This is a genomic window from Bradyrhizobium betae, assembly GCF_004123905.1.
Taxonomy (GTDB): domain Bacteria; phylum Pseudomonadota; class Alphaproteobacteria; order Rhizobiales; family Xanthobacteraceae; genus Bradyrhizobium; species Bradyrhizobium betae_A.
Genome location: NZ_MZXW01000013.1, coordinates 68,757 through 81,357, shown reverse-complemented (window position 1 = coordinate 81,357; position 12,601 = coordinate 68,757). Strand labels below are relative to the sequence as shown.

The 12,601-nt window shown below is 60.3% G+C and carries 9 protein-coding genes and 1 pseudogene; 6 read left to right on the top strand and 4 right to left on the bottom strand.

Annotation, left to right across the window (positions count from 1 at the left end):
* The first annotated feature begins 73 nt into the window (after nucleotides 1-73).
* Nucleotides 74-3,599: pseudogene (locus B5V03_RS06330) on the top strand (chemotaxis protein CheB).
* A gap of 19 nt (nucleotides 3,600-3,618) precedes the next feature.
* On the opposite strand, the gene B5V03_RS06325 reads toward B5V03_RS06330, so the two are convergent.
* Both B5V03_RS06325 and B5V03_RS06320 read right to left on the bottom strand, forming a co-directional pair.
* Nucleotides 3,619-4,050 (bottom strand): response regulator, encoded by a 432-nt coding sequence (locus B5V03_RS06325; RefSeq protein ID WP_129268409.1) that lies wholly within the window; start codon nucleotides 4,048-4,050, stop codon nucleotides 3,619-3,621.
* Nucleotides 4,051-4,343: 293 nt separating this feature from the next.
* Nucleotides 4,344-5,714, bottom strand: a complete 1,371-nt coding sequence (locus B5V03_RS06320) for a hypothetical protein (RefSeq protein ID WP_164987822.1) — start codon at nucleotides 5,712-5,714, stop codon at nucleotides 4,344-4,346.
* 276 nt (nucleotides 5,715-5,990) lie between these two features.
* Between B5V03_RS06320 and cysE the strand changes: the two genes are divergently transcribed.
* The gene (cysE, locus tag B5V03_RS06315; protein ID WP_129268408.1) at nucleotides 5,991-6,815 is read left to right on the top strand and encodes a serine O-acetyltransferase; all 825 of its coding nucleotides are present in this window, start codon (nucleotides 5,991-5,993) and stop codon (nucleotides 6,813-6,815) included.
* A 135-nt stretch (nucleotides 6,816-6,950) separates the two neighbouring features.
* On the top strand, nucleotides 6,951-7,169 hold the full coding sequence (locus tag B5V03_RS06310; protein WP_007602550.1) for a DUF3126 family protein: 219 nt from the start codon (nucleotides 6,951-6,953) through the stop codon (nucleotides 7,167-7,169).
* Between the two features lie 273 nt (nucleotides 7,170-7,442).
* Here B5V03_RS06310 and B5V03_RS06305 read toward each other — a convergent pair whose 3' ends face one another.
* The gene (locus B5V03_RS06305) at nucleotides 7,443-7,748 is read right to left on the bottom strand and encodes a hypothetical protein (protein ID WP_129268407.1); all 306 of its coding nucleotides are present in this window, start codon (nucleotides 7,746-7,748) and stop codon (nucleotides 7,443-7,445) included.
* Between the two features lie 408 nt (nucleotides 7,749-8,156).
* Between B5V03_RS06305 and B5V03_RS06300 the strand changes: the two genes are divergently transcribed.
* Together B5V03_RS06300 and B5V03_RS06295 are read left to right on the top strand one after the other, a co-directional pair.
* Nucleotides 8,157-8,600, top strand: a complete 444-nt coding sequence (locus B5V03_RS06300; protein ID WP_129268406.1) for a hypothetical protein — start codon at nucleotides 8,157-8,159, stop codon at nucleotides 8,598-8,600.
* A 19-nt stretch (nucleotides 8,601-8,619) separates the two neighbouring features.
* Nucleotides 8,620-10,794 carry a calcium-binding protein gene (locus B5V03_RS06295; protein WP_129268405.1) on the top strand — a complete coding sequence of 725 codons (2,175 nt, stop codon included), beginning with the start codon at nucleotides 8,620-8,622 and terminating at the stop codon, nucleotides 10,792-10,794.
* 497 nt (nucleotides 10,795-11,291) lie between these two features.
* Here B5V03_RS06295 and B5V03_RS06290 read toward each other — a convergent pair whose 3' ends face one another.
* Nucleotides 11,292-11,993, bottom strand: a complete 702-nt coding sequence (locus B5V03_RS06290; protein ID WP_129268404.1) for a hypothetical protein — start codon at nucleotides 11,991-11,993, stop codon at nucleotides 11,292-11,294.
* A gap of 221 nt (nucleotides 11,994-12,214) precedes the next feature.
* On the opposite strand from B5V03_RS06290, the gene B5V03_RS06285 reads away from it, so the two are divergent.
* Entirely contained in the window at nucleotides 12,215-12,544 is a 330-nt protein-coding gene (locus B5V03_RS06285) for a DUF6949 family protein (RefSeq protein ID WP_129268403.1), read from the top strand.
* Nucleotides 12,545-12,601: the final 57 nt, after the last annotated feature.

The window sequence follows — 12,601 nt, the reverse complement described above, 5'->3', positions numbered from 1 at the left end:
CCTTGCCGAAGTCTCTGATAAGTGAGCCAAGTCTACGACAGATAGGCGACCGACTGGAAAGTGAGCCCACGCGATGGCTGAAACGAGCGACGGGGAACGGAACGAGGAAAGGGAGCCTGCCCGTCCCAAGACCATCGTCGTCGGCATCGGCGCCTCTGCGGGCGGCGTCCGCGCGCTACAGCATCTGTTCGCCTCCCTGCCTGAAAAAACCGGGGCCGCTTTCGTCGTGGTCGTCCATCTCGATCCGGATGTTCGCAGCGAGATGTCGAACATTCTGGCCGCGCGCACCCCGATGCCTGTGCTCCAGGTCGCCAATCCGGTGCCGCTGCAACCGGATCATGTCTACGTCATCCCGCCCGATCGCCGGCTGCATATCACCGACGACGAGATTGCCACCGCGGAATTCGATGAGCCGCGCGGCAGGCGGGCGCCGATCGACCTGTTCTTCCGCTCACTGGCGGAACAGCACGGCGATGGCTGCGCCGTGATCCTGACTGGCGCCGGCTCCGACGGCGCCGTCGGCGTCAGGGCCGTCAAGGAGTCCGGCGGCATCATTCTGGTGCAGGACCCGAGCGAAGCCGAATTCCCTTCCATGCCGCGCGCGGCGATTGCGACCGGCGTTGCGGACTTCGTCCTGCCGATACGCGAGATCGCGCAGCGCCTCACCGAACTGGTGCGCGAGAAGAGCAATGGCGATCCGGCAGGCTTGCAGGGTCTGAATCCCGACCTGCTGCGGCGGATCCTGGCGCATGTTCGGGTCCGGACCGGACACGATTTCTCCAAGTACAAAAGGGCGACGATCCTGCGCCGGATTGCGCGCCGCATGCAGGTCACGAGGTCGGACAGCCCCAACGCCTATTACGACGTGCTTCGCGACAATCCCGATGAGGCGCAGGCGCTACTGGGCGACCTCCTGATTTCGGTGACGTCGTTCTTCCGCGACAAGGAGGCGTTCCAGACCCTCGAGCTCCAGGTCATCCCGCAACTGTTTCACGGCAAATTTTCCGATCGCGCGATCCGCATCTGGGTCCCCGGTTGCGCCACGGGCGAAGAAGCCTATTCGGTTGCGATGCTGCTGCTGGAGCAGGCCTCCCGACAGGACATCCGTCCGACGATCCAGGTGTTCGGCTCTGATATCGACGCCAAGGCGCTGGCGATGGCCAGAGAAGGCCAGTACCCCTCCGCCATCGAAGCCGATATGGGCGAAGACCGCTTGCGGCGTTTTTTCGTCAAGGAAGCCGATCATTATCGCGTTCGCCAGGAATTGCGCGATCTGGTGCTGTTCGCAAGCCATAGCCTGCTGAAGGATCCGCCGTTCTCGCGGCTCGATCTCATCGCCTGCCGCAACTTGCTGATCTACCTCGACCGCGACCTTCAAGAGATGGCGTGCAACACCTTTCACTATGCGCTCAATCCCGACGGATTCCTGATGCTGGGCACATCGGAGAGTGCGGATAATCCGACCGGGCAATTCCGCACCTTCGACCGCAAGGCACGCATCTACCAATCCTCGGCCGCGCCGGGTGAACTGCGCCTGCTGCCGCGCCTGCTCGGCAGCGTTTCCGTCGTGCACGAACAGGCCGCAGTCCCGATGCGCCCGCCCAGCACCAGCGCATTGCTCAGCGAAGCTGCCGCGCACCGGCAGGCGCTGGAAAAGGTCGCCCCACCCAGTATCCTGGTCGACCAGTCGCATCGCGTGCTGCACATGTCGGAAAATTCCGGGCGCTTCCTGCAGCCGTCCGGCGGACCGCTCAGCGGCAATATCGTCGATCTGGTCCGGCCCGAATTGCGGTTCGAACTGCGTTCGGCATTGCACGGGGTCTTTGAGACCTCGCAACCCTGGCTGAGCCTGCCGATCCCGGTTCGTTTCAACGGCGCTGCACGTCGGGTGCTGATGCACGTCAAGCCCGCCAATGAACACAACGACAATGGAGAAGACCGGGCGATCGTTCTGTTCATCGAGGGCGGTACGGTCGAACCGGATACGGCAGGCCAGTCGGCGGAGAACGATGCCGGCAACGAAATCATCAACCGGCTGCGCGAAGAATTGCAGCAGACCCAGGCGCGGCTCAGGACCACCCGGGAGGAATCGGAGAGCGCCAACGAGGAATTGCGCGCAGCCAACGAGGAGCTGCAATCGATCAACGAGGAATACCGCTCGACCTCCGAGGAACTGGAGACCAGCAAGGAAGAGCTGCAGTCGATCAACGAGGAATTGCAGACCGTCAACAGCGAACTCAAGCTGAAGCTGGAGGCGGTCTCGCGCGCGCACAGCGACCTTCAGAACCTGATGGCGGCGACCGATTTCGGAACGCTGTTCCTCGATTCCAGCCTGCGCATCAAGCGGTTCACGCAACAGGTCACCGAACTGTTCAGCATCACACCGAGCGACGAGGGCCGCCCCATCTCGGATTTCGCCCACCGCCTGGAATATGAGAGCCTGGTCGGTGACGCCCGCAAGGTGCTGGCCAACCTCACGCCGATCGGGCACGAAATCCGCAGCCGTGACGACCGCTGGTACGATGTTCGCCTGCGCCCCTATCGCACGGTGGATGACAAGATCGATGGCGTCGTCCTCACGTTCGTCGACATGACGGACCGGCGGCAAACCGAAGAAGCGCTCAGAAACAGCGAGCGCCGCCTGCGGCAGCAGACCCAAACTGGTCGAACTCTCACGCGATCCGATCTTCATCTGGGATTTCGACGGCACGATCCTGGAATGGAATCGCGGCAGCGAGCAACTCTACGGCTACAGCCGTGAAGAAGCGGTCGGAAAGAAGAAGAACAAGCTGCTGGGCACGGTCGTGCCCGGAAGCTCATTCGCCGATCTGCAGGTCAAGTTGCGTGAGGAAGGAAGCTGGAGCGGCGAACTGAAGCACAGAACCAAAGACGGCCGCGAATTGATCATCGAGAGCCGCATCATTCTCGAGACGGTCGGCGGCCAGCAACTTGCCCTCGAGAGCACGCGCGACGTGACCGAGCGCAAGGCATGGGACACGCAGCAACGACTGCTGCTTCGCGAATTGACACACCGCGTCAAGAATACGCTGACGGTGGTGCAGTCGATCGCGCATCAGACGCGGCGCTTCAGCAGGAATTTCGAGGAATTCACCGACCGGCTGGATGGCCGCCTCGCCGCGCTTGCCGCAGCCCATTCGCTGCTGGTCGATACCGAATGGCGAGGCGCCGATCTCGCCACGCTGGCGCACAGGCAATTCGAGCCTTACGTCGGCGGCAATCCCCACCGGGTCACGATCACTGGCGAGCCGGTGTTCCTGCCGGCCGATCTGGCGACGCCGTTCGGATTGGTGTTCCATGAACTGGCGACCAACGCCGCCAAATTCGGCGCGTTTTCGCAGCCGGAAGGCACCGTGAATATGGATTGGAATTTGCAGCCCCGAAACGGCCAGCCGGTTCTGTCAGTGGTGTGGCGCGAGCGCGGTGGGCCGAAGACCATCGAGCCGAAGACCAGGGGTTTCGGCAGCGAGTTGATCGAACGCGCAATCCCGAATGCGACCGTGAAGCGGGAATTTACCTCGGGTGGGGTGATCTGCACGATCGATGTGCAACTGCCGAAGGACCAGGTCGCCGTCCTGTGACGTTTCCCCTGAACGAAGATCAGCAGCCGGACGAGTTCTTGGGACCTGGCAGAACCACTGATCCCGGATCGGAAAAACGGCCTTCCGCAACACCGCGGCCAACTCCCAACGCTTGCTGCAATGCGCCGTCCAATTCGTTGAGTTGATAGGGTTTGGTCAGCGTCGGCGCGCCACGGAAACGATCGGCAATCCCCTGTGCGCCATAGCCGGTCGCAAATACAAAAGGAATATCTCGCGCGGCCAGAATCTCGGCCACGGCAAAGGTGTTGCGGCCATTCAGATTGACATCGAGCAAGGCGGCATCGACCACGGTATCCCGCGCCATGGCGAACGCCTGATCCAGCGTGCCGGCCACGCCCACCACGTCCCATCCAAGGTCCGCCAGGAAGTCCTCGACCATCATCGCAATCATCATCTCGTCTTCGACAATGAAAATGCGATGCGCAGCCATGGCAACTCCAGGACTCGGGCGAACGCAATTGGAATGTTCGGTATCGCAGGATTAGTGCAAACGTTCCACGAAGCCCCAGCTGTCAATGCCTTCACCGCTTTCGGGTTCCTCACTCCGGGAAGGATATTTCGCGCTATTTTGGCAATCCGGGTAACCGGTAGGGGTCAAAACAGAACGCAACCAAAAGGGGCTGCCGATGTCGGCTCCGGGTCCAGGCGGACGTCGCGGCCACACGCCGGGGCCGAGATCATGCTTCACCAAGAAGCCAAGCGCGAGGACTCTTGATCCCAGTTTCATCGCGCTTTGGCGTCGTCGCCAAAACGGCGCGCCAGCGCCATCAGCACCACGAACGTCGCAACCCACACCATCCGCGCGCCGTAGCGGTCGTGCGGGCCGGAGATGACGGCGCAGATGAAGGCGTTGCCGAGCAGCGCCAGCGTCACGGTCGCCGCCAGCAGCGTCAGATCGTCGAGCCGGCGCCTCGCGAGCGCATGCGCGAGTAGGCCGACCAGCGCCAGCATCGAGGCCAGCGCGACGGGCACGTGCAGCCAGTTGACGTATTCGAAATCGACGCCCCAGTTCTGCTGGCGCCCGGCGCGCATCGGCACGATCTGCGAGGGGATGTAGCGCTCGATGATGCCACGGGTGTGCGGGATCCAGCCATTGGTGCCTTCGCCGGTCGCCACATGCAGCAATTGCTGGCCCATTGCCTTTAGCGCCGCGCCGGCCTGCCACGCCGGATAGTCTGCGAGCGATTGCACGACGATAGTGCCCATCTCGTCATTCATGCCTTCGAAGCGGCCGAGCGTGTTGAACATGCTGTTGCCCCACAGGAACTCGTCGGCGGTGGCAGGCAATTGGTTGCGATAGGGACAGAGCTTGAAGTTTTCGCGCGGGCAGCGGTCATTGAGAAAGCGCGCGACGATGCCGTCCTGCATCATGCGGCCGAAGGCAACGCCATAGCCGCCGGGCGTCCAGGCCCATTTGCCTGACAGCACGTGGTTCGCCGACACCAGCATCAGCCCGCCCACGACGATGGTCAGGCTCGCCTGGACCAGTCCCGCGAAGGGCAGGCGCGCGCGCAGGAACGGCCGCATCATCCAGCCGGCAACGCAGAGCCCGAGCAGCACACCGAGCGTGGCGCTGTGGGTCGCCGCGGCAAAGGCCGTGAAGACGAATAGCGAAATCTTTTCGAGCGTTGAAGTTCGGGGGCCACCGACGACCAGCAGGAACAACGACAGGATCGAGAGCCCGGCAAAGATGTCGGTGAGCAGCATGCTGGCGAGCCAGGGCAGCGCGGTTGACAGGATCAGGAGCCCGCTGATCGCGACGAAGCGAAACGTCTGCATCATCGAGAGTACGCGCAAGGTGAGCTGGAGTAGCCACAGCGTCGCCAGCGACTGGACCGCGAGGTTGATCCAGAAACCGAAGCTCTCGCCATAGTGTAGATAGAGGCCGAACACGGTGGAGCGGCTGGGGACGAGATAGCCCTCGTACCAGCGCGCCAGATAACCGCCGGTATCCCATTGCAACAGCGGATAGCCGTTCCAGAGCGCCGGCGCGATCATCAGGAGGGGCAAAAGCAAGGGAAAGCCGAGAGCGGCGAGCCGCAGCCACAAGGTATCAGCGGCGCGCGCGCGCAATTGGTCGGTGGTGGTGGTCAAATCCGCTCCGTCGTCGCCGGGACCATGCCCGCAATAACGGTTGGGGGAGAATTCACCAATAGTTTGACGGGGCCCGGCTTGAATTTGCCAAAAGCCTGACCATTTTTAGCCAACCTTGCCGCCTGGGGGCGTCAGAAGAAACTGTTGTGTTTCAACGCGTTGGCATGCTTTTGCGAGGCAAGGCGCTGTTCACTCCCAGGCAAGCCCGTCGGGACTTTGTCGCCTAGACTGTGTTATAGAGCCAACAAAACCAGCCAATTCGAAAGAGCAGATCTTATGGCAGTGCATCAGGTCAATCCGGGAGGAAAGCTCGCGACGCTCGATCCGATCTGGGATCGGATCCGCGGCGAAGCGGAGGACATCGTCCATCGCGAGCCGGAGCTTGCGACCTTCATCTATTCGACGGTGCTGCATCACAGCCGCCTGGAAGATGCGGTGATCCACCGTGTCGCCGACCGGCTCGACCACTCCGCGCTGTCGGGCGATCTGGTGCGCCAGACCTATGACGAGGCGCTGCGCGACGATCCCGATCTCGGCAACGCCTTCCGCGCCGACCTCGTCGCCGTCTACGATCGCGACCCCGCGACCTCGCGCTTCATCGATCCCTTGCTCTACTTCAAGGGCTTTCATGCGATCCAGACCCATCGCCTCGCGCATTGGCTCTGGCTGAAGGGCCGCAAGGACTTTGCGTATTATCTCCAGAGCCGCGCCTCCGCGGTGTTCCAGACCGACATCAACCCCGCCGCGCGCATCGGCCGCGGCATCTTCCTCGACCACGCCACCGGCTTCGTCTGCGGCGAAACGGCGGTCATCGAGGACGACGTCTCGATCCTGCACGGCGTCACGCTCGGCGGCACCGGCAAGGAGAACGAGGACCGTCATCCGAAAATCCGCCACGGCGTGCTGATCGGCGCGGGCGCAAAAATCCTCGGCAACATCGAGATCGGCCATTGCGCGCGCATCGCTGCCGGCTCGGTCGTGGTGAAGCCGGTGCCGCACAACGTCACGGTTGCCGGCGTGCCCGCCAAGATCGTCGGCGAGGCCGGCTGTGCCGAGCCGTCGCGCACCATGGATCAGATGATCAACGCCATGGGACTCTGAGACAGTCCTTGATCTCGCCTGTAAGGGCCGGATTCTCCGGCCTTTTTCGTCCCCAAATTCTTTGGCAATTCATGCTGGCGGTTCGTCGCGTCTCGTCCTAAAACGCGGCCTGCCAATTTTGATCGGAGACTTGCCGTGGACGTCAAAGAAGTCAGAAAGCTGGACGCGTATCTGAAGCGCGTATTCGGCAATCCCAAGATCCGCGTCGTGCCGCGGCCGAAGAAGGATGATTCCGCCGAGGTCTATATCGGCGAGGAATTCATCGGCGTGCTGTTCGTCGACGACGAGGACGATGATCGCTCGTTCCAGTTCCAGATGGCGATCCTCGAAGACGATCTCGTCGACCAGGAATAGTTCTAGACGCCTCCGGTGTCCCGGACGCACTGCAACGCCCTTGGCGTTGCTGTGCAGAGCCGGGACCCACGCCGCATCGATTGCGCGCAGAGACATGGGCCCCGGCTCTGCAGCGCACCGTCGAAGAGACGCTGCGCTGCGTCCGGGGCACGCGCGAAGATCGAGGCGCGCTCTCTCCACATCGTCATTGCGAGCGCAGCGAAGCAATCCAGGAATCTTTTCTGCAGAGGGATTCTGGATTGCTTCGCTGCGCTCGCAATGACAAATGGCGAGTCAGCGATCCTTGCAACTGCGCCGCGCGACGTCATCGCCGTGAGCAAAAAAATAGTCCGGCAGCGGGGGAGGGCTGATGCCCAATAACGTCTGTAAGTAGATGGACAGGAAATGTGCTTCGAGCGGAGCAGATCCACTCAGCACATAGTGCCTTTTATCCTCCGGCTCAGCGAAGGCAGCTTCGGGCCCGAATCTGAATCCCATGCAATCGATATGAAGATTGAGCGTCGATTTGGCTTGCCTCAGCCAAATGGGATGGAATGTCTCTTTGAAGTGCAGTTCTGACAGCACAATGAGAATGTGCAAAGTGAGTTCATCGATAGAATATTCGCCGCGGCAGGCCAAACATTTGCACGGTCGCACTCGCGCGATGCGCGCTAAACGCTAAATATTTAACTGTACAATCTGTGCTTGACGTTAGGCCATCGACCCTGTCTATTCATTCTCGGTCACTGACGACATTGAGCGGCACTCGGCGTGCGTCTCGCGAGCGGATTCTTGATGGCAATTGGCTGCCGGATAGTTTTGAGATCTGACATCCTCTCTGGATGGCAAATTCTGGCACGCGTTTTAGTTGCCCTCTATTTTCTTGTAACTGTAGTCGAAGCGAAGTCTTGCGAACAGACGGTGTGTCGCGAGTTGGCAGCGGCGTGCTTGGGACAGTCCTGTCGCCCCGGTGTCGTAGGAGGCAACTTCTTGCATGAGGAAGGCTCGATGGCGGTGAACTACCAGCCTCCTCTCGCATACTTTCTGGATGAATTTCCGAACGGTTTCGATCCAGCAAGTATGCTGCATGGAGAAAAGGAAGTTGCGATTGCTAGGGTGCGCGCGCTCGACATTCCAGTATGGCTAGGCAAACGGGATCAGTCCGGGGCCCAACGCTCTCGCGACAAGAGTTTTGTACGGATGCAGGTTCTTGAAGTTCGAAGCGGCAGCGCCTCTGTTGGTAAGACATACGAAGTTTACTTCGGCGACTGGAACCACGAGATGATCTATCCGCTCACGCCGGATCAACTCGCGCGCGACTACTTCGTCGTAATGTACTTCGATCCGACTGACGGAAAGCAACGGCTCGTCGGTTTTCCAATCAACAGCACGCAGCATCGGGATTGGCTCGCCAAGCGCTCAGAATATTGGCGGTCGCAGCACAAGAGATAAGTCAGCGAAAGGGTTGAGCATGGGTTGGTCTGACGTGAAGAACAGGATTAAGTTCTTTGGCCAGGACACAGACGACCTGGGCAATCCGACCGGGTTGGATGGTATGCCGACGACCGTTAACGGCATCGAACCCTACGGTTTGGCATTCTCCACCTCAACCGAGAACGGTGCCACAGTTCCTACGGAAAAAGCTGACATCCTCGCTGCGCTGGAGGATCTTTACGATCATTCGGCTACTGCTCGATCCATGCTGGACGCCGCCACGGCAGGTGAAGACATCTGGTTGATGAAAAGCATCAATGGATCTACGTCAAAACCAGGGACGGGCACAGCCAAGATCGACTTAGAAAGTGTTCCTGAATTTTGGTGGATGGGGAGCGACGGCAAGTTTCACCAAGAACAGCTTGGCGGCAATGTTATTCATGAACTCATCCACGCAGTATACGGATATGACGATCTTCGTGATCCGACTACCGGCCTAGCATTGGGTAACTATGACCATCGCGACTACAACAATCCGAACTTCGACTTCCTCGGGCAGACGGTGAGACTCCAGAACCAAATTTTCCAAGAACGGAATTTCGAAGAAGGATACTCTCAAGTTGGGTATGATGCGGCATTCGACATTGCGCCGAGCTTATTTAGAAAAGACATATCCTATACGGAAGGCCAGCTAATCGACCTCGCCTACTTCGACAACGCCGGCAATCTCGCTCCGAACGTGTTGGACCTGTCGCTACGCACGGACAGTTCAAGAGATCTCATCATCGGCCTCGCCGGAGATGATCGGATCAATGGAGGAGCAGGGCGCGACTATCTCTATGGAGGCGCCGGCAATGACACCATTTCGGGTGGCAGCGGAGATGATGTCATCCATGGTGGAGATCGAACAACTCCTCTGGTCGAAGACGGGAGCGATACCGCCGATTATTCGGTAGGAGATTCGCACCTTCCCGTGACTCACGGAGTCACCGTTGAGATTGATCCCAGTGCCGGTTCGAGCCTCGCCGACGTGATCGATGGTCTGACGCCAATCATTGTATCCGATGACGGATACGGATACCGGGACCGGCTGTTCTCTATCGAAAAACTTATGCTAACCGCCCATGGCGACACCGTTCTGATCGGCGCTGGCAGTGACGTGCTATTGAAGCCCCTGCAAGAGATCGATGCGGGGGACAACGGAACTGACGAAGCAGACATCCTTGATTTTTCAGGTTCCGACGGCGCCCTGACCGTTGCCGACGGCAAGCTGACCGGTACCGATATCAGCATTCTGATCAAGAACTTCGAACAGGTAATTGGCTCAAGCAGCGGAGATGCGTTCAACTTTGCAGGGACATCGGTCACTAAAGTTGAAGGGGGAGCAGGGGACGATGTCATCACGGCCGGAGATTCCTACGCAATTCTGCTGGGGGGTGCTGGCAACGATACCCTGATCGCTGGAAGCGCAGGTAGCATCCTCGATGGTGGCCAGAGCGATGGGTTTCTGTTCAGTGGCGATGCCAACCACTACGTCGGCGGAGACGGCGCCGACATTTTTGTGATTGGTAACGGCGCGGACGCGAAGAACGGCAGCAGCGCGAATTTTATTATCAGCAATGCGGGGGAGACCGATCGTCTCGTTCTTCGTTTGGACGACAGCTTGGGCTTTGCAAATGAGCAGAATTGGACGAAGGGAATCGTCCTAAACGGCGGTGTACAGGCGATCGGAGAAAATGGTGTCGATCCGGACCAGCTATATGCCGGTTTTTCGAATGTACTGGTCAATCCGACAGGGTTCGACACCAATAGCGATGGAATTTGGATTACGGAGACATCTCTCGATAATGTCAGGCCGGAACTCGGCTATTTTCAGGTTGCCTACCAATGGTACAAGCCAGAGTCTCAGCTCTTCGTTTACGTCGATTCCTCCTATGGCAAATTCGGCGTTCGAGTGGACGGCTTCGAGAACGGCGAACTGGGCCTCAATTTCACATCGGTTCCCGAACCAAAGATGAGCGTCTACGATGGGAGCCAGTCGCCGTCCGTGCTAACGGGTTCTTGGACTTCATATAACAACGCGATGCAATCATTGGTCGAGAGCACAACCCTCATAGATCTTCCGTCACCTGGCGATCCAACAGAGGGAAATGCGTCTCCTATTACTCCCTTTGCAGATCTCGCTTGGTGGCCCTACCCCCTTTCTCCCTAATGGCGGTTGTTAACGGCTTTAAGGACGCCAAAGGCGCGCAATCCGCCCTTATCTAGGACGTGGCCCATTGGCGCTCAGCCATAGTTCAATTGGAGCGAGTTGCGTGAAGGCGGGGTGTCCCTTGGACCTGTAAGCCGAACGCCCCTCGAGGATCTGCTCTACTTTTTTCGCACCATCATTTTGAGGTCTATCCAAGTTCTTTGAAATTCTCGTCGAACAATTTTTCAGATCCATCTCGGTCGACAAGTCGGGCTTTACATCCCTGAGATAACGTCTGATTCTCCTAGGCCGAGAGACCGCGCTGATCCGACGCCGGAGGCTTCAGGATCGCCCCATCATGACATCCTACCCCTGTTTTGCCCGACGGGTCAAGTTCTGATTCGAAAAATACGAATTACCGTAAATACGAAGCGATGCCAGAGGCTTGGCTACTGTGCATGGGGTTGTTTTCGACATTTTTGTCGGGAGGGCCGCCGGCGGCGGCAGAGTGGCCGGGCTCAGCCTTTCGGCCCGCGCAGTTGCGCCGTCAGCCGGTCCATCGCTTCCGCCGCGTCGCGCCATTGCGACAGCCAGCTGCGCGGATAGCGGAAGGTGAGGTCGGCGCCGCCGACGCGGCGCTCGGACAGGCACATGCCCGGAGTTGCCGCATCACGCGTGCAGCGCGCGGTCAGCGCGGGGCTTGCGGCGGAGTAGAAGTCCTCGCTGCCGTAGGGCGTCTCGGCGCGGAACATCCGCATCGTCAGCCCGTCCTCGGGCGTGGTCGCGGCCTGGTCGAGATAGCGCGGATAGATGGTGGCCGTTCGCTGTTCGGGCGAGAGCGCATCGTGATGGGCTGATATCGACAGGAAGATGCGGTCGATCGATTGCACGGCCGTTTCCACCGTGTCGGCGGTGACGTGCTTCGGCGCGCCGGGGGGCTCCAGCGAGGGATAGAGAAAGTCGAGATCGATGCGTTCCTGCGGCCCGGAGTGCCGCTGGATCTTCATCCGGATCGCAGTCGTCGGCAGGTTGAACAGCGTGCCGCCGATGCTCACCGGCAGCTTGTCCGGGGCGCTCGCGCCGCCGGTTCCCCAGGTCGGCCACAGCAGATAGGCGACCAGCGCGACCGCGCACAGGCCCGCCGCGCCGCCGAGCACGATCGGCACGACATGCGCCCGGGCGCGGGGAGAGCGGGGGGAGGCTGCCGAAAACACCGTCATCATGCGCACGCGTGGACCCGAGGTCGGCCGGTGGCCGACGAATCAGCGGCGAATATGCCATGCGGCGGCGAATTCGCGGAGCGTTCCCGGCTGCGGGGACGGGGGAGGGCCCTGCGCGGGCCGGGCGGCGGCGTTAACCTTCGCTTAAGGATAATGTAGCGTTAACCGGCACGATTTGTCACAGGAAGGTACCTCGCGTTGCGTATGGGCGGACCGTTCCGATGACACCTGAAGCTTTCAACACCTTCTTCTCGATCTGCATCGGTTTCGCGCTCGCGGGCGCGCTCGTGAACGGATACCAGGCGGTCTCGCAGCGTCCCGCAGGCTTCGGCCTGTTGCAGGACGGCGTGGCGCCGAAGACGTTCGCGGCCGTGCCGTTCCTGGTGTTCGCGGCGCCCTTCATCATCATGCGCAACACGTTGCGCGGCATGCGGGTGGAAAGCCGCCGCGTCGAATTCGTGGCGATGGCAACCGTCATCGCCGGCTTCTGGAGCATGATGAGCGGCACCTTCTTCCTGATGACGCTACGCGCAACAGGCGTCCTGAGCTGACGCTTCGCAGGGCTGCCCCGGTGCGGCGGCCCTTTGCCACGTCGCTCCCGTTTCGCT